Raw genomic sequence first — 19,929 nt, 5'->3', positions numbered from 1 at the left:
GTGACATATTTTTTATGTGTTTCTCCTAAAAAAATGAGTGAGAGTTAACTATTAAAATAAATATCCCTGAAAGATTTCTAGGATTGAGCCATATGAAAAGCCCATTAAGTAAAAAAAAGAAGGAACCTGTCTAATTCCAGGCCCTTCCAAGGATACTCGCATCCAGCACTTTTTCTGTATTTATTTAATCAAAGCTCGTTCCATCCGTATATTTCTGGAAGTTTTAGGAATGAAAGGCACTTTTAGACAGCTCATCCGCACGGTCATTGAACCGATCTCCGCTGTGACCTTTAACCTTCATAAACTTTATGGTGATATCTTTCTTCATGTTCTGATAAAACTCATGATATCCCTGAGTCAAGGTGTTGTTTCTTTTCCAAGTACCCAGTGCCCAGCTTTCAATACCCTGATAATCAAAATAGAGGGTTAACTTCTGATAGCCCTGCTCCTTGGCATACGTCATCGCTTTCATAGCCCCCAGAACTTCTCCAGCGACATTTCTCATGGCGCTGTATTCTCCTTGCCTCGCTTCCTTAAAAGAAGCCACTTCCTCTCCATGCTCCACCACCACCATGCCGTAGGCATATCGGCCCGTGGAAAGCTCATAGCTCCCGTCCACATATATGGTTGCTTCTGAAATGGAAGAGATTTCCGCTGAGACCTCTGCTGGCTTCTCCTGATTCTTTTCTTTATTGCTTTTTGTCTCCTTCGAAGGCACATCTTTGCCATGAAGTCTTAGAAATTCTCTGGCTTCTTCTTGGGTCGGAAAGCTTTTGTAAATGACTCCTTTTGCACCTGTAACTTCTTTTTTGCAGGCATCCCAGGAGGTGAGAATTCCTTCCTTGATGCTATGTCCATTGATCACTGCGTAATATTTCGCCACGACTCTTCCTCCAACAAAAAGGGACGGCCCGCGTCCCTTTTATTTCTTCTATTTTATTTTGTAACTGGATCAAAGATGGGACTAAGATCCATGGGGATGGGGGCTTCCACAAGGTAAGCCTCATCCTTGAGATAAGATGGTTTTCTCTTCTCCAGACTTTCATCCACAAAGCCATAGACCTGATTTAGGGTCTTGCCCGGGGTGAAGTTCAGAATGGTCTCTATGTTGTCCTTCACAAGCTTCAGCGTGGCAAGATCTCCCTGCCAGTGCTTCACGAGGATTGGCACTGGGATTTTCTTCATGATGTAGTTGGTTCCGAAGAAAAAGATGGCAATGTCATCCACTTTTCCAAGAACCGGCACTTTACTCGGGATAAAATCCATAGGCACCAAAGGGTACATAAAAGTGAACGCGATGATGGCCTTGTCTCTCTTTGTCACCCGCTTATCCTTCATGAGCCGCAGCGCAAGGGCATACATATCCGGCAGGATGAATCCGTATTTTGCAAGATTCTTCCGGTCATAAGGAACCTTCTGCATGATCTTGTCTCTGAATTCAGAGTAGGAGTCTTCTGTTTTCCTGATCTCCTGGAGCTTCTCATTGAAGATGCGGATCTTCTCAGCTTCCAGCTCCTGCTGCTTTCTTTCTTCTGCCTCATTGTCTTTATTGGCTTCTTTTTGCATGGCTTCAATATCAGCTTCAATGCCTTTCAGCCTTAGGGAAAGCACACCGTTCTCGATGATAAAGTGGTCCACTTCCAGATGCACATGAGGCACCTTTTGAAGCGCCTTGTCAATGTTCACCAGGATGGTCTTGTTCTCATACCCCAGTCCCATCTCCAAAGCTTTTTTTGCTGCCATTTTGGATGCTGTATTGAGAATGAACTTTGGAATGCCGATTTTCAGCACTTTCACTCTTTCGATACGCAATGACATGATGTTCTGGAACACACTGACAATGCGGATTCTGGCCAAAAACGGAATATCCATGATTTTATGGAATGTGCCCGCCACCTCAATGTAATTGTCCTCCAGGGTGAGCTTTGTAAAGGTAAGCTCAGGCACCTGAGGCTCCACCAGGGTTTTCAGATCGTACATGATATCTTCCGCACTCATAGTTGTGGTAAAAGATGTAACTCTCATAAAAGGTCTCCTTCCAAGTATTCAATCGCTTTTGAAATCTTAGTCTTATTATATCAATTTCCACAGCCAAATGACTCCAGGTCTTAAAAGATTTCAATTAACTTAACATTTGTCTTCAAAGAAATGGTGGTCTGTCTTCTTCTGTCTTGTTAGAGAAGAACTGCAAAATGGCAAAGGATACGAGGATTCCGGCAAGGAGCCCCCCTATGTGCCCAAAGTTATCGATGGACGAGGAGGAAAATCCCGAAAAGAGATTGATGAAAAGAAGAAGAAGGATCCTTGGAAACATTCTTCTGTTTACGCCGGACTTTCCGAGAAGCGCCATCATCATCACCGCTCCCAGGAGACCAAATATGGCCCCCGATGCACCTACCGAGACATTGGGTGTAAAAAGAAAGCTCATGACTCCTCCGCCCAAGGCAGAGATAAAATACACCAGGAGAAACCTTTCAGTCCCCATGGCTTCTTCTACGATTTTCCCCAAAGCAAAGAGCGCGTACATATTGAAAAGGATATGGGTGAAGTCTCCATGAAGAAATGCGGAGCTTAAGAGCCGGTAAAGCTCTCCTTCCACGATAAGCTCATTGACCTTGGCTCCATACCGGATGAGCACATCAATGCGGATGTCAAAGCTTCCTGATGCCAGAGCCGTCAGTAGATACACCACCACATTGATAAGCACCAGGGTCAAGGTAGCTTTCATGGCTTTGGCGCTGAACTTTTTCACAGCCGTATTCTTTTTGGACAGCACGGACAAGGACACATCATCATGTCCAAAAAACTCTCCATCTCCATTGACATAGACTTCTGAGTAATTGGGCATGTGATTTTTCAGCGGAACCGGCAGATCATCCGTAAAGATGATGTTCAGAATATAGACCGGCATATTCTTCCCCCGGGCATGGTTTAAAAATGCCAGATGGTTCTTCTCTTCTTCCCCCAGTCTGGAAAAAATCACCGCCAGATATCCATTTCGTATGGTGGTATAAAGGTAGAACTGAAGATCCTCTTCTGTGGAAGGAAATTCTTCCAGAAAGAATCCTTTTCCGTCAATGAGTAGTTCCATGGTTTCTTTGATGACTTTCTGGATCATGACAGATCCTCCTTCCCTGTTAAAACTTATCCTCATTCTACTAGAAAAAGCATAAATTGAATATAAAAAGACCCTTCCGAAGAAAGGTCTTTGAAAATCTTTGAAAATACTACTGATTGAGGTACTCCTCCAACATATCAAGAAGCACATTGAATCTTCTCACCGTAGCTTCCAGAGGTTCTTTACTTGTCATATCCACGCCTGCCACCTGGAGAGTTTCTACAGGATAGTTGCTGCCCCCGGTCTTCAGGAAGCCCAGGTATCTTTCCACCGCTGGTTCTCCTTCTTTGAGGATATGTTCTGCAAAAGCACTGGCTGCAGCATACCCTGTGGCATACTGATAGACATAGAAATCTCTGTAGAAATGAGGAATTCTCGCCCATTCTATTTCAATTTCCTGATCCAGCACAATGTTTTCTCCAAAGTACTTTCTGTTGAGGTCCATCCAAAGGCTGCAGAAGTCTTCTCCTGTCATTGGCGTTCCCTTCTGAATGGTCTCATGAGTAACTTTTTCAAACTCTGCAAACATCAGCTGACGGAACACTGTGGTTCGGATCTGCTCCAGTTCCTGGTTTACAAGGTACAGCTTCTTGATCGGATCCTCTTCTTTTTCAATCTGATAATGGATGAGGAGCTTCTCATTGGTTGTGGAAGCCACTTCCGCAACAAATAGGGTATAGTCTCCATACACAAAGGGCTGATGCTTTCTGGAGTAGTAGGAATGGATGGAATGCCCCATCTCATGGACAAGGGTAGACACGTCCCGAAGATCCTCATGATAGTTCAGAAGGATATACGGCTCTGTGTCATAGGCTCCAGAGGAGTACGCACCGCTTCTCTTTCCTTTGTTCTCATAAATATCAATCCAGCCGTTTTCCACACCTTCTCTGAAAATGGAAAGATATTCTTCCCCTAATGGTTTCAGTCCTTCCAGTGAAAGGGCAATCCCTTCCTCAAAAGGAATCTTCTCTTCAGGTACATCGATGACAGGCACATACAGATCATACATATGGATTTCATCCAGCTTCAGAAGCTTCTTCTTCAGCTCCACATAACGGTGAAGAGAAGAAACGCTCTCTGAAATGGTCTCCAGTGCATTGTCATACACCGCCACTGGAATATTGTTGGGGCTCAGTGAAGCTTCAATGGGTCCACCATAATTTCTGACTTTCGCTTTGAGGTTGAACGTCTTCATATTGGAGGAAAGCATGGTGCCGATGGCATTTTTGTACTTCCCATAGGTGCCGAACAGCTCCTTGAACGCATTCTTTCTCAGCACTCTGTCTTTGGACTGGATGAACATGCTGTAGCTGCCTTCTGTCATAGGATGCTTGGTGCCTTCCCCATCCTCCACATCAGAAAACGTCATGTCCGCGTTGGTGAACATGGAATAGATATCATCTGGTGCATTGAGAGAGTCCGACAGCGTGGCCATGAGCTCTTCTTTTTCCTTGCTGAGCACATGGGGCTTCTCTTTGACGATAGACTCAATGTAGAACTTATACAAGGAAAGATCCTTGTCCGAAAGATAGCCTTCGATGACACTTTCAGGAAGGGCCAAAAGTTCTGGCACAAAGTAGCTTACCATGGCGCTGTATTCTGCAGCGTATTGAGCCACCTTGGACAGAATCACCTGCTGAGCCGTATTGGTGGTATCCTCATCGCTCTTCATATGCGCGTAGGCATAGAGTTTTTCCAGGACTCTTGTGTACTTTTCAAAGTCCTTCAAATAAGAAAGAAGGCTCTCTTTTTCATGAAGCTTCTCTTTGTAGTTCATGAGCACAAGTGCTTCTTCCTTCAGTTTTGCAAGCTCTTCTTCAAAAGCCTCATTGGACGCGTAGATCTTCTCCAGCTTCCATTTGAATTTAGGGTCGATTTCATTTCTTGGTTTTACAATAGCCATAAAGTACCTCCCGAAATTTACATTCTTCCTCTATTATAAAGGAGAATATTGAGAATTTATACTGATTCCGAAAGGAACTATGAGAAACTCCAAAGATTCTGTACTGCTAAAAAGAAAACTCCGGAAAAAGAAGCATCTTTCTCCAGAGTCTATACGTATGAATCAGCCTTCGAAACTCTCCAGCACTTTCTTGTAGATGTCTTCCAGATTCAGAAGAAGATCTCCTTCTGCTTCCAGCGCATTGATGGTTACAGTCTCTCCGCCAGTTTCTCTTGCCAGAGTTTCAGACACCTTTGGTGAGGCCGCCTCTTCCAGGAAAATGGTGGTGATGTTCTCCGCCTTGACATAATCAATGAGATCCTGCAGCTTCTTTGGGGTAGGCTCTCCTTCCTGGAAAGGGCCCTCGATGGCTTTTTGCTGAAGTCCCATTTCCCTTGTCATATATCCGAAAGCCGCATGTCCAGTGACAAAGGCTTTTCCTTCATACACCTTGAATTTCTCCTGATAGGTCTCTTTCAAGGTGACAGCCTCTGCCTTGAAGGCTTCAAGATTCGCCTCAAAGGTTTCTGCACCTTCTGGAACCAGCACGGTCAGCTCTTCCTTCACATGTTCTGCCATGGTGATGAGGGCATCAATGGACAGCCAGATATGAGGATCAAACTCTCCATGGTCGTGGCTGTGGCCTTCTTCTTCATGATCGTGGTCATGATCATCGCCTTCGATGGTGATGAGAGAAACGCCTTCTGAAAGATCAATGACAGAGAGATCTTTATTTCCAGAATTCTCTACCGCTTTCTCTACCCAAGGTTCCATGCCAAGGCCATTCATGAATAAAAACTTCACTGTGGAAAGTTCTCCCATATCTTTGATGGTGGGTTCAAAATCGTGGGCTTCCGCTCCTTCTGGCACAATCTTCCAGGTGTCCACATAGTCTCCACCGACGATTCGCACCACTTCATTCACAGGATGTATGGTGGTTGCTACTTTAAGCTTCTCAATGGTTGGTTCCTCAGGGTTCTCCACGGCTGGACCTTCTTCTGCTGGTGTTTCAGTTTTGGGCTCTGCCTGGCATCCAGCCATAAAAGCCATGACAGAAACTGCCGCAATCAGTCCGATTAATCTTTTTTTCATATCTTTTTTCCTCCAGTTGTTGCAAATGATTCGCATCCATGAGTATAATATACTAAGAAATATACATTGTCAACGGCTATTTTTTGTACTATATTTAGTTGTGAACAAAAACTGGAGTGAATGAAAATGATTGAAATTAGTAACTTATCCTTCTCCTATACAGGAGAAGAGCCCTATCTCATCAAAGACCTCAATATGACCATCCCCGGCGGGCAGCTGATCTCAGTCATCGGAGAAAACGGCTCAGCAAAATCCACAATGATCAAGCTGGTGGTGGGTCTTTTAAAGCCAATCAAAGGTCAGGTGAAGATCCTTGCAAAATCCGTAGGCTATGTGCCCCAGAAGATGGAGACATTCAACAAACAGTTCCCCATCACCGTGGAAGAGGTGTACAAAACTCATCTTCGCGCCCTTGGTATCAAAGACAACAAAAGAATTGATGAATGCCTGGAGGAAGTCTCCATGCTGGAATACAAAAAATCTCTGGTGGGCAATCTTTCCGGAGGACAGACCCAAAGAGTGTTCATTGGACGGGCTCTTTTAGGAAACCCCGAGCTTCTCATTCTCGATGAGCCTTCTACAGGGATGGACATCAGAAGCCAGAAAGAAGTGCGTAAGATCCTCAAAGGACTCCGGGAGAAGGGAGTCACAATTCTCACCGTGGAGCACAACATCTCCGCTGCCATCCACAACTCCGACTTCATCATCCGTATGGGTGACAATATCGGTGTTCTCTATGACATCAAAACCTATAAGAGAAATATTCAGCACGAAGACGTGGACAATATGCTGGTCTTCCGGAAGGAGGAATTCTGATGCTTTCTTATCCATTTATGCAAAACGCCCTCATGGCAGGCGCCCTGGTGGCCATCTTAAGTCCCATCATCGGAATATTCCTGGTGCTCCGCCGCTACTCCATGATGGGAGACACCTTGGCCCACTCGTCTCTGGCAGGTGTTGCCATCGGTATTGTGGCTGGAATCAGTCCAACTCTGTCCTCGGTGATCTTCACTGCCCTGGCTGCTGTGTTCATCGAGTTTTTAAGAGAGCGGTTCAAAAGATATGCTGAAATTCTTATGTCCGTGGTTCTGACCTTATCTGTAGGTATTGCCATCGTTCTGGTTTCCAGCGGTCAGGCCAACACCAACATCAACCAGTACCTCTTCGGAAGTATCCTCACGGTCACCCGGCAGGATCTTTATCTGGTACTTCTTGTCACCCTGGTCACTGTAGCTACGGTATATTACTTCTATCATGAACTGATTTATACCACCTTTGACGAGGACGGCGCTCACATCATCAACATCAAGGTGAAGCGTGTCAATTATATTTTCGCTCTTCTCATGGGGCTGTCCATTGCAGTATCCATTCGGATCACCGGTGTGCTGGTGATCTCTTCCCTCATTGTGCTGCCCGTGGCCACAGCCATGCAGTTCAAAAAGGGCTTCAAACACACACTTTTCCTCAGCATTGCCGTGGGACTTGTGGATGTTCTTTTAGGCCTAGTCCTCTCTTATACCTTGGACAGTGCTCCTGGAGGAACCATTGCTCTTCTTTCGGTGATCACCATGGTGATCTCACTGCTTCTCAATCCTCTGAATAAGTAATCATGTGGAAGTGTCCCTCCGGATCTAATACCCGGATGGACGCTTTTTTTTATATTTTCAGTACCATCCCTTTTGCGGACTTTCTTTACACGGACAGAAAACTTGCATATAATGAACTCATACCAAAAGGATGTGACTATATTTGAATATTAATGAAAGTACTCAGGATACATATCGTTATTTACACAAATGGGGGTATCATGAAAAAATATTGGATCATACCTCTGGTTCTACTGATACTTTCCTCACTGGCCGGATGCGCACCAAAAAAGGTTTCCATTGAAACTCCCCCTCAAACTTCGTTGTCCTCTGAACAGCAAAAAGCTGTACAAAACTCTATAGAGTATATAAAAAACTCTGAGCTTGCCTCAAAAGACAGGATCGACACAAGCCTGATCAAAATAGATACTGCAGAGGAAAACACCTGGCAATCTGTGTATACAGACAGCGGTAAAGCAGAAGAGAGTACAGTGGATACTACAGACTGGATCATCACCCTTGGGGACAGATCCGGCTTTGACTTTGCAGTGATTGTTTGTGACAGCACTACCTCCGAAGTCATCGGATACATGCCCATGGAGTAGCAGGCCATTTCCTGAATTCATGACCAGAGTAACTATAGGAAAGGATGGACGTCTTTATGACATTACTGAAACAGCTGGCACCTTGGATCAATCTCTTCAGCCTTTTCTGTCTTTTTGACTGGATCAGGCTCTATAAAAGGAGAAGTGTTCCACCCTCTGCTAAAAAGTATCTTTCCGGGGAAACACTGGAAAACTTCATCAAAAGAAGAATGGCCGTACAACTGATCTTTGCGGCTGGGTTTTATTGCACTAACCTATCAAATAATCTGCCGATTTCTGATTTGTATCAGCTCATTGTCAGTCTTTCTGGATCGCTACTTCTTTTCATTGCGATATTTTTCAACATCCAGAACAACCGACGGTATTTGAATCGGTGGACCGCCAGTTTCTAAAACGGAAGTGAAAAAAGCGCAGAACTCAAGAAAACTGAAGTTCTGCGCTTTTATACTTTTCTTTATTTATGCTGACGGTGAAGAACCTTATACTCAGGCAGGTCTCCTACTAAAGGTCTGAAATAGCTGAGCGCTTCTTCGGTGATGTTCATGCCGTCTTCGGTCACCATGGTCAGCGGCATGTATTTCACATGGTTTGCAATATTGGACGCATCGGTCTTGGTGTACTCCACCTCATAAGGTGCATCAGAAACTCTCTTCAAGATGGAAACCACACCGGTTTCTCCCTCTTTGGCAAGAATGAGAGCTCTTTCTCCCAAGGTGAAGGCCTCTTCTACATCCACTGTTGAAGCCAGGTGGAAAGCGGATCTCTGAAGGGTAGACAGTTCCAGCACCTTCACTCTTGACGTGATGCCGCTGTCCTTGATGATATTTTTCAGCGCATTGCCCGCACCGCCCAGCTGAGCATGTCCAAAGGAATCATGGGCATGGGCTTTTGTCGCGGCCAGGAAGGAACCATCCTTCAGTCTGACGCCTTCTGAGGCCACAATATACACATGATTCTTCTCTTTATAGATTTCTTCCACTTTCTTCAGGAACTTCTCCTCTTCAAAAGGCACTTCTGGAAGAAGAATAATATCAGCACATCTTTTCCCCTCATGGGTGGCCACAGCCCCTGAAGCTGCCAGCCAGCCAGCATCTCTTCCCATGGTCTCTGTGATGAAGACGCCGTTGTTGGAGTAGACAAGAGAATCCAGATAACTCTCCAGAACGCTCACTGCAATGTATCTTGCCGCAGAACCGAAGCCTGGCGCATGGTCTATGACCTGAAGGTCATTATCCACAGTCTTTGGAATACCAATGAACTGTACCTCATGGCCCCTCTCTCTTGCATAGGCAGAAAGCTTTCTTACGGTGTCTTGGGAATCGTTGCCCCCTGCATAGAAGAACGCCTTGATCTCATGCTTCTTGAAGATTTCGAAAAGCTTCTCATATTCTTCCTTGCTGTCCTCATAGTTTTTCAGTTTGTATCTGCAGGACCCCAGTGCTGCAGACGGTGTATGCTTCACCTTGTCGATGTCTTCTTTGGACAGCTCTGAAAGGTTGATGAAATCCTCCTTCAGAATACCTTCGATGCCATGAAGCCCGCCATAAACATGGTCAAAATACCCCACTTCATTGTTCTTGGATAACAGTCCCATCACCGATGCATTGATGACAGAAGTTGGCCCGCCGGACTGAGCCACCACACAGTTTCTCATAGTTTTCCCTCGCTTTTCTTATGATATACATATATCTTAGCATAGAAACAGCATGAAATGAACCAAGAGGACGCGTCCCACAAACTATTTTGATATCCAAAGGGCTTCCACCGTTTCATTGAATTCTTTTGAAATCCATACTATAATGAGGACAGCCCAAACGATGAAGGAGCGATTTTTAATGAATACCATAGAAATCCTCAAGAAGCATTCCATCAAAGTCACCAAGCCCCGTATGGCCATCTATGAGCTTCTGGAAAAGGAGCATACCGGCATCGGCGCAGACTATATCTACAGCACCCTGCTGAAGGAGAACCTCTCCATCAATCTCAGCACGGTGTACCGTACTCTGGAACTTTTTGAAGAAAAAAATCTGATACAGAAGTATGACCTGGGAGAGAAGAAGTACAACTTCAGCCTCATCCGTCATGGACACCATCATATCGTCGAGTGTGACAGCTGCCATAAGGTAATCAATCTGGATTGTCCCATGAAGCAGATTGAAGATCTCATCACCAAAGAAACAGGTTTTCATCTTACGGAGCATCATCTGGAACTGAAAGGCATCTGCAAAGACTGCCTGGAGAAAAAAAAGCACTGAACCCGTTCTTTCCAAGAGACTATTTTGGAAAGAACTTTTTTTACCTAAAGCCGTTAAACTTATTTTTCTTAAGCTGAAGCAAGAAAAACCTTGACCATCCCCCTCCTGAAACTTTAAAATAGTAACATATTATAAAAGGCAGGTGAAGAGGCAATGGGGATACTCCTCCAAGCCCGTACCATGGATCATATTGATAAAAAACTACTGGAACTGCTGCAGGAAAACGGGCGGTGCTCTCTGAAAGCCCTGGCGGATGCGGTCTATCTTTCAACCCCTGCAGTTTCCACAAGAATCAGCCGTATGGAAGAAGAAGGCATCATCACCGGATACTCCTGCTCTGTGAATCCTCATAAACTGGGGTACAACATCAAAGCCTATATCAACCTGGAAATGACACCAAAGCAGAAAGGGGAGTTTTATCCATTTATTGAAGCCTGTCCCAATGTGCTGGAATGTGACTGCGTTACAGGAAAATACTCCATGCTGATTAAAGTGGCCTTCCACACCACCATGGAACTGGATGCCTTCATCGGCGCTCTGCAGCGATTTGGAAATACAGATACCCAGATTGTATTTTCTACCCCTGTGGAACATCGTGGAATTCTAAAATATGAGTAAGAAAAAGCTGCGGAGATGGTCTTTTGTAAAGACATCCCTGCAGCTTTTTATAAATTCCCTTTTTGCATAAACTGTTCCAGCAGAAGGTTCACCATTTCTCCGTAGCTCCGCACACCAGAAACCTGGCCATTGCTCTTCAGGTAATTGTCATTGACCTTGGTGGCCTGCTCCTGAACCTTTCCCTCATATGGCTTATAAAAAGCGCTGTAGGCTGAAAGGTCTCTTTTGACGCCTTCGTCATAGGTTGCATATAAGGCCTGGTAAGCTTCCTTATCCACCCGGTACAGGGCATTCATGGAACTGATGAGCGCAAGCATGGTGCCAGAATAGCGGATTTCTTCCTCTTCAGCATACTGGCTGGTGACATAAGCCATATAGTTGGCTTCATCTTCATAGGCCACACCTCGCTGATGAGCCATTTCATGCAGCACCGTGGCTGGAAAAAGAAGATCCGGACCTTTGGTGTTCACATTGGCCTCCCCCGTAAATGGGAAAAAGATGCCCGTAATCCCTGTATAGTTCATGTATTCAGAAAGAAGTATCCCCTTCGCCGGACCATAGGTCCCGGCATACACCGGATGCTCGCTGGAAAAGGCCTCATAGGTTTTCAGTGCTTTCTCATAAAGGATCCCCTCTTCCATGCTCAGGGTGAACACACCCTCGTCATCTTCTGGCACACGCTCTCTCAGACTGTTTGCCCGCTCAATGAGGGCTTGGTTCATAGATACAAGAACGTCTTTCTCGTAGAGCGTCTTCTCTAAAGAAAGATGCGTTCTTACAGAAGGTCTCTGATAGTTGAGGCCAAAAACCATCATAAACATAATGTAGAGGATGGACGCATAGGCCAAAGTTCTTAGGAGAAGAGTCCACGCTCCTCCTTTAAAAAGCCTCACAAAAAAGAGGAGAAGAAGAACTGCCCCCAGGAACACATGAAAGTACACAAACGCTTCCCCCAGAGAAAAGGGAAACGGTCCTGTGATTCTGCTCATGAGCCTGATGAGTGCCCGGTTCCACTCTGCAGGATAGACCCGTTCCAAAAGATCCGGATTTTTTCTTGCACCCAAGGAGGCGCCATAAAAAAGAAGCGCCAGAAGAATCCATAAATACCCTTCACTGAGCAGTCCCTTTTTCTTTTTTCCTATTTTCAATGGCCTTCCTCCTTTCTTTCTTCATAATTTTTATCATTATCACACACATATTTTAAAAATCCTTTAAAAGTCCCAAGAGAAGCACGGCTCCCCTTGGGACTTTTTTCTACTTCAGCAGGAAATCCTTTTTCAGCTCCTCTATGGCAGCCTTTAGAATCTCCTCATTGACTTTATAGATGTACCGCCCATCCACCTGATCCAGATACGCTATTTTCGCTGTAACGAGGTTGTTGAGATGGTACGAGATGGTTGCGGGAGAAACATGAAGATTCTGTGCGATGACCTTGGTGGAGGTGATGCCTTTGGCCAGATTCATGACCACCTCATAGCGGGTTTTATCCCCCAGGTTCTTAAATAGAAGGACCTGTTCCTGGATTTTGTTCTCTTCCTGCTCCTTGATGGCTTCAAAAATATCATCCAGGTACACTCCCCAGGAAATGAAAGGATGGACATTTCCCGTGTTCAGCATCAGCTGCATGGGATTGGATATGGAGATGAGTAGAGGATATTCTTCCCAATTCAGAAGACTCTCCTTCATGATGCCTCTGGACACCTCAGAAAGACCATCTCCTTCTAACGCCTGAAGCTTCTTTGTCAACTCTATTCCTTTTTTCAGAATCAGGGGTTTTTTCACTTCATAAAGCACCTCAAACTGAGGATGAATCTCCAAGAGAAGATCCACCAGATTTCCCACCATGACCTGAGGCTGGGTGGAAAAGTGAAGAAGATTCCACCTGGCATCATTGCCGATGGACAGCTTCTGAAGAAAACTCATGACTTCTTCCGGATGCTCCACAAGTCTCTTCGCAGCAACTTTCGATTTCTCTTTATTCTCTTCCGTATCGCTGTCATAGTAATCCAGTGCAAAGTAAACGCTGTGAAGGAGCTCTTTCTCCGTCAGGTTCTTTAAACTGTCCAGGTAGTCTTCCACTTTATCAAAACCGATGATGGGGTGTGTCATGGAAAGAAGGGCTATAAAATCATGGTCCTCGGTGGACTCATAGTAGTATGGCAGAAGTCTCTCCTTATATGGCAGAAGAATCTTGTGGAATTCCCGGGCATACACCTTGGTTTCCTCCGGGATGAGTTCTTCATAATTTTCATCCATTTTGCTGTAGACGTCTTCCTTGTAGTGAATATGCTGCGGAAGGGTCAGAAGATCAAAAATATAGCTTTCTTTCTCATGGAACTGGTATTTCACAAAAAATCTCCTCCTGCCGCTAAGATGCGGCCTTCACTTCTACTTTCGCAAGGAAAGGTTTCTTATAGTATAGCACGCCAATGGCCATGATGGCACCGGCAACAAGAATCGGATACTGTGGCTTCAAGGTATCCATCCCGATGCCCATAAGCACCTGCCCCACAGGCTGGATGATGGTCATCATTAGGCCCATCACCGTCCCCACTCTGCCCATGGCCTGTTTGGGCACCAGCGTATCAAAGAGCGTTCCCAGGGAAATATTCGCCATGGAGACAAAAACTCCGATGATGAAGGACAGTCCCATGAGGAGGAGGAAAATCATCTTCCGGCCAAAGAGCCCATCCGAAACAATGAATCCCATGGAAAGAATCACAAGAGATACCGCAAAGAAGCTGTAGATGAGAAGTTTCCCAAGATCCACCTTCTTCGCAAACCCTGCCAGAAGAAGTGGCGTCAGCACCATGGACAAGGAAAGAAGAGAAGAGAAGATCCCCAGCTCCACATCGCTGGCAGACAGGACTTCTCTCAAAATATAGAAGAGACCCACACTGAAGAGTGCACCCAGGGAAAAATTCAGGATCATCCCCAGTCCGATGATGTTCCGGACTATTTTCAGGTCCTTCATGATGGAAAGGCCCTCTTTGAAGTCCTTCCAGAAATACTCCAGACTCACTTTCTGAGGCTTCTTATGAAGCGCAGGCACTTCAATGAAGGTCTCGCTGAAAGCAGAAAGGAAAAAGCTCACAGAGTTTAAAAGCAATATCCCCTGCATGCCAAGAACACCGTAGAGACCAGCGGCAATCATAGGAGACAGCATGGAGAAGAGATTGCTGACGATGCTTTTGAGGCTGTTGGCATCAAAGAGCTCTTCTTTCTTCACAATGCTCGGAGTCACCGCCGCCATGGCGGATCCGAAGAAAATTTCTGTAATCTCCAGAAGAACCACCAGAAGATAGATGCTGGGTATGCTTAGACTGCCATTCATATAAAAATACACAGCATAGGCCCCAATGAGAACCCCATTGATGGTATCCATGAGGACAATGCTCTTTTTCCTGTCAAACCAGTCTCCAAAAACTCCTGCAAAAGGTGTCATGAGAATTCTCGGTAAGATGGAAATGGAAAGCATAGCAGAAAAAACCGTTGCAGATCCTGTCACCGCTAACACGTAAAGGGAGAGCGCAAACTGCTGCATATTGCTGCCAAGAAGGGAGACGGCGTTCCCAGCCAGAAGCAGGGTGAAATTTTTATTTTTTAACAAAGCTCGTTTCATGGTACCCTCCTAGAGTAGTTAGATTGTTTCTTGATTACATAATACTCGTCAAATAAATCCATGTCAATAAAATAATTAGATATCCATCTAATTATTTTATGAATTCCCTGTTGGTTCCTTCAAGTCTCTTCCCTCGCCAGGTTTTCCCAAGGAAAACATTCCTTTACACTCTTTCCGCCTATCCCGTATAATAGTGCTATTGACAAGAGGTGAATGAAAATGATTGTACTGTCTACAAGAGACATAAAACTCAGCTACGGCATAGACGTGATTTTAAAATCCGTCAGCTTCAGCATTCAGGAAGGCGATAAAGTTGCGCTCATCGGCGCCAACGGCGCTGGCAAGTCCAGCCTGTTCAAGATCCTGACCAAAGAAATCACAGAATATGAGGGAGAGGTCTTTCTGGACCGTCAGAAGTCTTTAGGATACCTTTCCCAGAACATCAATCTGGATACAGAAAAGACCATCCACGAGGAAGCACTCAGCGTTTTCCAGCATCTGATGGATATGGAAGACAGAATGCTCTATCTGGAAGAGGAAATGAAAAAGCCCTATGAGGAAGCCCAGCATGAAGCCCATGAAGCGGCCATCACAGATTATGTGCATCTTCAGGAGAAGTACGATATGATGGGAGGCCGAACCTACAAGGGAGAAGTCCATAAAGTGCTCCGGGGCCTTGGTTTTGAAGAGGAAGAGTTCACAAAAAGAGTTTCCATCTTATCCGGGGGCCAGAAAACAAGAGTGGCCCTTGCAAAACTTCTTCTTTCCAATCCGGATATCATTCTTCTGGATGAACCCACAAACCATCTGGACCTTCAGGCCATCGAATGGCTGGAGGAATATCTGAAAAGCTACAAAGGAACGCTTCTTATCATCTCCCATGACCGATTTTTCTTAGACTCCATCACTTCTCATACCTTTGAGATGATCCGTGGTGAAATCTACACCTACAATGCTCCCTATACGAAATATCTGGAGCTGAAGGAAAAGGATTATGAGATCAAAATGAAGGCGTACCGCCACCAGCAGGAGGAGATCGCCAGGCAGGAGAAAATCATCGAGCGCTACAAATCCTTCAACCGGGAAAAAAGCATCAAAGCAGCAGAATCCAGACAGAAGATGCTGGATAAGATCGAGCGGATTGAAGCACCGCCTAAGGCAAGAAGCCCTTATAAAATCTCCTTTGACAATGAGATTGAAAGCGGCACGGACGTCCTCATTGTAGAGAATCTCAGTAAAGCCTTTGAAGATACCAGGCTTTTTGAGAACCTTTCTTTCCACATCCGGAAAGCAGAGCGCATAGCCCTCATCGGAGAAAACGGCCGGGGAAAGACTACCCTCTTCAAGATGCTGCTGGACCGGGTAACACCAGACCAGGGAGACATCATTCTTGGAAAGAACGTGACCCTGGGCTACTACGATCAGGAGCAGAGCGATCTTCATCCAGAGAAAACCGTCATGTCGGAGCTCCATGATGAGTTTCCTCATCTCACGGAGCGTGAAGTAAGAACATATCTCGGCAGTTTCCTCTTCCGGGGAGACGAGGTCTTTAAAGAAGTGAAAAATCTCTCCGGTGGAGAGAAATGCAGAGTGAATCTACTAAAACTCATGCTGAAAAAATCCAATTTTCTCATCCTGGATGAACCTACAAACCATCTGGACATTCCATCAAGGGAAGCTCTGGAAGATGCTCTTCTGGATTATGATGGTACACTGTTTGTCATCTCCCATGACCGTTACTTCCTGAACAAAGTGGTGCATAAGATCTTTGAGCTGAAGGAAGACGGGATTGTGGAATATCTGGGCAACTACAGCTATTACATGGATAAGAAACTGAACCCCAACCGGTTCCAGGGCATTGAGGAGAAAGAAACACGCAACAAGACCCAGTATCAGGATGAAAAGAAAAAGAAAAAAGGACGGGAAAAGGAAGAACGGGAAAAGAAAAAGCGTCTGAAAACGCTGGAAGAGACCATTGAGAAAATGGAAGCCGAAAAAGAGGCCCTCACCTTGTCCCTGACCACAGAAGAAGTCTATAAAGACATCAAGAAGTCCATGGAGATTTCAGATAAAATCAAAGAAGTGGACGATAAAATCAAAGACCATTATGAGGAGTGGGAACTGCTTCTCATGGAGGAAGAGGAAGCCTAGGCTTCCCTTTTTTTGCACGAAACTAGACTGTAAAATTTTGGAGGACTCCTTATGAAGCTCATAAAAATCATCGGAAAAACCCTGCTCTTTGTCTTGTCTCTCGTCCTTGCCGTAGTATTGACCCTTCTCTTCCTGCTTCTCCTATCCTATCTGCAGCAGAAAATCCTCATTCCAAAGCAGCACCTGTACTGGATTATGAAATCTCCCTACAGCTTTCTGTTCCTGTTCTTTGAAGTGGAGCTCATTGCCATTATGGGGTATTTTCTGTCGAAAGACATCAAAGCTGCCTGGCATTACCTTCAGAATAAACTCGAAAGAGTCCTTCCTCACTGGAAGAGATGGAGAAACGGCTCTCTCATTGTAGTGAATGTTGTACTTCTCTATTTTCTTTTCATCCATGTCAGTGTGCTGACAGAGGAGGGCATCATAGACCACAGCGCCTTGAACCCCCAAGGGACTTTTTATCCTTATGAGTCCCTCTCCGCCATCGATACCGGCATCCAAGGGGAAAAGAAAAAATCCTTCACTTTCCAAGGAGAGTTCTACTACAAGGTCACCTTGGAAAACGGCAGTGTCCTCAACCTCGCAGACATGGGCGGATCCGCCACAGAAGAAGACTTCCGGTTTGTGCTGAGCCGCCTGGACAAAAGACTGCTTGATCTTGGAATTCCTAAAACTGCTTCTACTGATAATCTGTCTTATCTCTATGAAACACTGGATCCCATCTATGTGGAAGCCATTGAAGAGATGCTTACAAGAACTGAATAACAACAAAAAGCGCCTCATCAGCGCTTTTTTTATGTGATTTTTATTGACATTTCTTCCTGTTCTTTGTATCATTGTATTAATCACTTAGTACAATGATACATGTAAAGGAGGATTTCCTGTGCCATGGAATTTTGACAACAGCATTCCCATCTACCTTCAGATCATGAATGAGATCCAGCGTAAGATTTTCAGCAGTGAGCTTCATCCAGGAGATAAACTGCCATCCATCCGGGATTTAGCCAAAGAAGCAAATGTAAACCCCAATACCATGCAGAAAGCGCTTCAGGAGCTGGAAGCCCTGGGTCTTATCCAAACAGAACGGACATCCGGCAAGTTTGTCACCGAGGAAGAGACAAAGATACTGCAGCTGAAAGAAAGCTACATCGAAAACAAACTGAAACCCTTTCTCACAGAAATGAAGAAACTGGGCCTCGCTAAAGCCGATGTCATCGACAGAATCACAAGATGCAAGGAGGAAACCACATGAACGAACCCATGATTGAACTGAAAAATCTTACCAAGTCCTTCGGCAAGAAAAACGCCATAGATAACTTGACGTTGACCCTCCCAAAAGGGAAGATCATTGGCCTCTTGGGACCCAATGGCAGTGGTAAGTCCACCCTCTTCAAGCTTCTCAACGGGCTCCTGGAACCTACAGAAGGAGAACTCACCATAGAAGGCACGAAGCCTTCCACCGCTACAAAAAATGTCATCTCCTACCTTCCAGAAAGAACCTATCTCAATGAGTGGATGAAAGTTTATGAGATCATGGACTTCTTCGCAGACTTTTATGAGGACTTCCAAAAAGAAAAAGCCTACAGCATGCTCGAAAAGCTCTCCATTGATCCTAAGGCTTCTCTGAAGACCTTATCCAAAGGAAACAAGGAAAAGGTTCAGCTGATCCTTGTTATGAGCAGACGTGCAAAGCTCTACCTATTGGACGAACCCATCGGCGGTGTGGACCCTGCTGCCAGGGACTTCATCCTGTCCACCATCTTAAACAACTACGAAGAAGGTTCTACTCTTATCATCTCCACCCATCTCATCAGTGACATTGAAAAGATCTTTGATGAGGTGATTCTCCTGAAAGATGGTCAGCTTTATGACTATGCTCCTGTGGAGGACTTAAGAGAAAGAAGCGGTAAATCCATTGACGAACTGTTCCGGGAGGTGTTCCGATGCTAAAGAAACTCATGAAATACGAACTGAAGGCCACAGGCCGGTATTTTCTGCCGCTGTATCTGGCCATTCTCCTCCTCTCCCTCTTCATGGGACTTCGAGGATTCGGAGGAAGCTTTCTGCCCATCCTGGATGTGCTGCTCCCTGCTCTCTTAGGGATTACCTTTGTGGGAATCATGGTCATGACATTTATCCTCATTGTCACACGATTTGACAGGAATCTTTTAGGCGACGAAGGATATCTCATGTTTACACTGCCCGCAAAGACCAGCACCCTCATCACCGCAAAGCTTCTTACTGCCATTTTGTGGCTCTTTGGAACCTTTCTGGTGTTTCTCCTGTCCATCACCTTCATCACCATCAGAGATCTGGACCTGCCTGAACTCTTTATGGCTTTCAGATTCATTGATGTGGATCCCATGCTTGTGATTCTGTTTCTTCTTCTGATGATCGTTTCGGTAGTGCAGTCCATCCTTCATATCTATGCTTCCTTAAGCATTGCACAGTCCAGAAGCATCACAAAAAACAGGATCCTGGGCGGCATCATCATCTTTATCCTCATTTCCATGGTCTTCAATGTACTGGAAACAGCAGTGACCTTCAGCGGAGGTTTTCTTCTGCAAAACACCACCTGGTTCCAGATCTTCATAGAAGACAATTATATGCAGGATTTCCCTGCCATGATGGAAGCGTTCAAATCCATGATCTCGGTTCTTCTTGTCTATACTGGAGCGAAAGCAGTGCTCTTTTATTTCCTGACAAAGTACCATCTGGAAAAGAAACTGAATCTGGATTAAGCAGAAAATCATTAAAAAAACACCGGCATCTCCTATAACGGGAAAAAGATGCGCCGGTGTTTTCTTTTGTTGTCCAATACTTTTCACTCTCTACTTATCAGAAATTTGATCTGTGTCAAATTCAGAAACTTTGCTCAAATTTGATACAGGTCAAATAAATCCCCTCCCCCTGGGTGTATGCTAAGGCCATAGAAAC

General features: G+C 45.1%; 20 protein-coding genes. 11 read left to right on the top strand and 9 right to left on the bottom strand.

Translation table 11 applies throughout. The features are described 5' to 3' along the window. Nucleotides 1-223 precede the first annotated feature (223 nt). The 5 genes from T487_RS0108450 to T487_RS0108430 all read right to left on the bottom strand — a co-directional run bounded on the left by T487_RS0108450 (nt 224) and on the right by T487_RS0108430 (nt 6,152). Nucleotides 224-883 (bottom strand): ribonuclease H1 domain-containing protein, encoded by a 660-nt coding sequence (locus T487_RS0108450; protein WP_031576442.1) that lies wholly within the window; start codon nt 881-883, stop codon nt 224-226. Between the two features lie 53 nt (nt 884-936). After that, on the bottom strand, nt 937-2,025 hold the full coding sequence (locus tag T487_RS0108445) for a DUF1232 domain-containing protein (RefSeq protein WP_031576439.1): 1,089 nt from the start codon (nt 2,023-2,025) through the stop codon (nt 937-939). A gap of 115 nt (nt 2,026-2,140) precedes the next feature. Beyond that, on the bottom strand, nt 2,141-3,118 hold the full coding sequence (locus T487_RS15925; RefSeq protein WP_051651609.1) for a rhomboid family intramembrane serine protease: 978 nt from the start codon (nt 3,116-3,118) through the stop codon (nt 2,141-2,143). A gap of 109 nt (nt 3,119-3,227) precedes the next feature. After that, a complete protein-coding gene (pepF, locus tag T487_RS0108435; RefSeq protein ID WP_031576436.1) occupies nt 3,228-5,021 on the bottom strand; it encodes an oligoendopeptidase F in 1,794 nt (597 codons plus the stop codon). 162 nt (nt 5,022-5,183) lie between these two features. Then, the gene (locus tag T487_RS0108430) at nt 5,184-6,152 is read right to left on the bottom strand and encodes a metal ABC transporter solute-binding protein, Zn/Mn family (protein WP_051651608.1); all 969 of its coding nucleotides are present in this window, start codon (nt 6,150-6,152) and stop codon (nt 5,184-5,186) included. 126 nt (nt 6,153-6,278) lie between these two features. Between T487_RS0108430 and T487_RS0108425 the strand changes: the two genes are divergently transcribed. The 4 genes from T487_RS0108425 to T487_RS0108405 all read left to right on the top strand — a co-directional run bounded on the left by T487_RS0108425 (nt 6,279) and on the right by T487_RS0108405 (nt 8,735). Beyond that, the gene (locus tag T487_RS0108425; RefSeq protein WP_031576434.1) at nt 6,279-6,968 is read left to right on the top strand and encodes a metal ABC transporter ATP-binding protein; all 690 of its coding nucleotides are present in this window, start codon (nt 6,279-6,281) and stop codon (nt 6,966-6,968) included. Further along, nucleotides 6,968-7,759, top strand: a complete 792-nt coding sequence (locus tag T487_RS0108420) for a metal ABC transporter permease (RefSeq protein WP_031576433.1) — start codon at nt 6,968-6,970, stop codon at nt 7,757-7,759. The genes T487_RS0108425 and T487_RS0108420 overlap by 1 nt, the downstream gene beginning before the upstream one ends. Before the next feature lie 200 nt (nt 7,760-7,959). After that, the gene (locus tag T487_RS0108410; protein WP_031576431.1) at nt 7,960-8,343 is read left to right on the top strand and encodes a hypothetical protein; all 384 of its coding nucleotides are present in this window, start codon (nt 7,960-7,962) and stop codon (nt 8,341-8,343) included. Between the two features lie 56 nt (nt 8,344-8,399). Beyond that, complete coding sequence (locus tag T487_RS0108405) at nt 8,400-8,735, top strand: hypothetical protein (RefSeq protein ID WP_031576429.1); 336 nt, start codon at nt 8,400-8,402, stop codon at nt 8,733-8,735. Between the two features lie 62 nt (nt 8,736-8,797). Here the strand turns inward: T487_RS0108405 and T487_RS0108400 are convergent, their stop codons facing one another. Next, complete coding sequence (locus T487_RS0108400) at nt 8,798-9,997, bottom strand: 6-phosphofructokinase (RefSeq protein WP_031576428.1); 1,200 nt, start codon at nt 9,995-9,997, stop codon at nt 8,798-8,800. 181 nt (nt 9,998-10,178) lie between these two features. On the opposite strand from T487_RS0108400, the gene T487_RS0108395 reads away from it, so the two are divergent. Together T487_RS0108395 and T487_RS0108390 are read left to right on the top strand one after the other, a co-directional pair. Beyond that, nucleotides 10,179-10,598, top strand: a complete 420-nt coding sequence (locus tag T487_RS0108395; protein ID WP_031576426.1) for a Fur family transcriptional regulator — start codon at nt 10,179-10,181, stop codon at nt 10,596-10,598. Nucleotides 10,599-10,778: 180 nt separating this feature from the next. Then, nucleotides 10,779-11,216, top strand: coding sequence for an Lrp/AsnC family transcriptional regulator (locus T487_RS0108390; protein ID WP_031576424.1), 438 nt, complete (start codon nt 10,779-10,781; stop codon nt 11,214-11,216). A 47-nt stretch (nt 11,217-11,263) separates the two neighbouring features. Here the strand turns inward: T487_RS0108390 and T487_RS0108385 are convergent, their stop codons facing one another. The 3 genes from T487_RS0108385 to T487_RS0108375 form a co-directional block, all read right to left on the bottom strand. Beyond that, nucleotides 11,264-12,364 (bottom strand): DUF3810 domain-containing protein, encoded by a 1,101-nt coding sequence (locus T487_RS0108385; protein WP_031576422.1) that lies wholly within the window; start codon nt 12,362-12,364, stop codon nt 11,264-11,266. A gap of 106 nt (nt 12,365-12,470) precedes the next feature. After that, a complete protein-coding gene (locus T487_RS0108380) occupies nt 12,471-13,565 on the bottom strand; it encodes an ArsR/SmtB family transcription factor (protein ID WP_031576421.1) in 1,095 nt (364 codons plus the stop codon). 19 nt (nt 13,566-13,584) lie between these two features. Next, the gene (locus tag T487_RS0108375; RefSeq protein WP_031576420.1) at nt 13,585-14,838 is read right to left on the bottom strand and encodes an MFS transporter; all 1,254 of its coding nucleotides are present in this window, start codon (nt 14,836-14,838) and stop codon (nt 13,585-13,587) included. 219 nt (nt 14,839-15,057) lie between these two features. Between T487_RS0108375 and T487_RS0108370 the strand changes: the two genes are divergently transcribed. The 5 genes from T487_RS0108370 (at nt 15,058) to T487_RS0108350 (ending at nt 19,733) form a co-directional block, all read left to right on the top strand. Next, nucleotides 15,058-16,989, top strand: coding sequence for an ABC-F family ATP-binding cassette domain-containing protein (locus T487_RS0108370; protein ID WP_031576419.1), 1,932 nt, complete (start codon nt 15,058-15,060; stop codon nt 16,987-16,989). A 51-nt stretch (nt 16,990-17,040) separates the two neighbouring features. After that, nucleotides 17,041-17,757 (top strand): hypothetical protein, encoded by a 717-nt coding sequence (locus T487_RS0108365; RefSeq protein WP_031576418.1) that lies wholly within the window; start codon nt 17,041-17,043, stop codon nt 17,755-17,757. Nucleotides 17,758-17,875: 118 nt separating this feature from the next. Beyond that, nucleotides 17,876-18,244 (top strand): GntR family transcriptional regulator, encoded by a 369-nt coding sequence (locus T487_RS0108360; protein WP_031576417.1) that lies wholly within the window; start codon nt 17,876-17,878, stop codon nt 18,242-18,244. Next, nucleotides 18,241-18,942 (top strand): ABC transporter ATP-binding protein, encoded by a 702-nt coding sequence (locus tag T487_RS0108355; RefSeq protein ID WP_031576415.1) that lies wholly within the window; start codon nt 18,241-18,243, stop codon nt 18,940-18,942. Before T487_RS0108360 ends, T487_RS0108355 begins: the two co-directional genes overlap by 4 nt. After that, nucleotides 18,936-19,733, top strand: a complete 798-nt coding sequence (locus tag T487_RS0108350) for a hypothetical protein (protein WP_031576413.1) — start codon at nt 18,936-18,938, stop codon at nt 19,731-19,733. Before T487_RS0108355 ends, T487_RS0108350 begins: the two co-directional genes overlap by 7 nt. Nucleotides 19,734-19,929: the final 196 nt, after the last annotated feature.

It is taken from the genome of Proteiniclasticum ruminis DSM 24773 (genome assembly GCF_000701905.1).
GTDB lineage: Bacteria > Bacillota > Clostridia > Clostridiales > Clostridiaceae > Proteiniclasticum > Proteiniclasticum ruminis.
This window is presented reverse-complemented; position numbering and strand designations above follow the sequence as displayed.

Excerpts from the sequence above, each read along its gene's own strand:
- T487_RS0108420 (WP_031576433.1), top strand. The coding sequence starts at position 6,968 with ATGCTTTCTTATCCATTTATGCAAAACGCCCTCATGGCAGGCGCCCTG.
- T487_RS0108395 (WP_031576426.1), top strand. The coding sequence starts at position 10,179 with ATGAATACCATAGAAATCCTCAAGAAGCATTCCATCAAAGTCACCAAG.
- T487_RS0108390 (WP_031576424.1), top strand. The coding sequence starts at position 10,779 with ATGGATCATATTGATAAAAAACTACTGGAACTGCTGCAGGAAAACGGG.
- T487_RS0108405 (WP_031576429.1), top strand. The coding sequence starts at position 8,400 with ATGACATTACTGAAACAGCTGGCACCTTGGATCAATCTCTTCAGCCTT.
- T487_RS0108400 (WP_031576428.1), bottom strand. The coding sequence starts at position 9,997 with ATGAGAAACTGTGTGGTGGCTCAGTCCGGCGGGCCAACTTCTGTCATC.
- T487_RS15925 (WP_051651609.1), bottom strand. The coding sequence starts at position 3,118 with ATGATCCAGAAAGTCATCAAAGAAACCATGGAACTACTCATTGACGGA.
- T487_RS0108350 (WP_031576413.1), top strand. The coding sequence starts at position 18,936 with ATGCTAAAGAAACTCATGAAATACGAACTGAAGGCCACAGGCCGGTAT.
- T487_RS0108410 (WP_031576431.1), top strand. The coding sequence starts at position 7,960 with ATGAAAAAATATTGGATCATACCTCTGGTTCTACTGATACTTTCCTCA.
- T487_RS0108375 (WP_031576420.1), bottom strand. The coding sequence starts at position 14,838 with ATGAAACGAGCTTTGTTAAAAAATAAAAATTTCACCCTGCTTCTGGCT.
- pepF (WP_031576436.1), bottom strand. The coding sequence starts at position 5,021 with ATGGCTATTGTAAAACCAAGAAATGAAATCGACCCTAAATTCAAATGG.
- T487_RS0108425 (WP_031576434.1), top strand. The coding sequence starts at position 6,279 with ATGATTGAAATTAGTAACTTATCCTTCTCCTATACAGGAGAAGAGCCC.
- T487_RS0108445 (WP_031576439.1), bottom strand. The coding sequence starts at position 2,025 with ATGAGAGTTACATCTTTTACCACAACTATGAGTGCGGAAGATATCATG.
- T487_RS0108370 (WP_031576419.1), top strand. The coding sequence starts at position 15,058 with ATGATTGTACTGTCTACAAGAGACATAAAACTCAGCTACGGCATAGAC.
- T487_RS0108365 (WP_031576418.1), top strand. The coding sequence starts at position 17,041 with ATGAAGCTCATAAAAATCATCGGAAAAACCCTGCTCTTTGTCTTGTCT.
- T487_RS0108430 (WP_051651608.1), bottom strand. The coding sequence starts at position 6,152 with ATGAAAAAAAGATTAATCGGACTGATTGCGGCAGTTTCTGTCATGGCT.
- T487_RS0108355 (WP_031576415.1), top strand. The coding sequence starts at position 18,241 with ATGAACGAACCCATGATTGAACTGAAAAATCTTACCAAGTCCTTCGGC.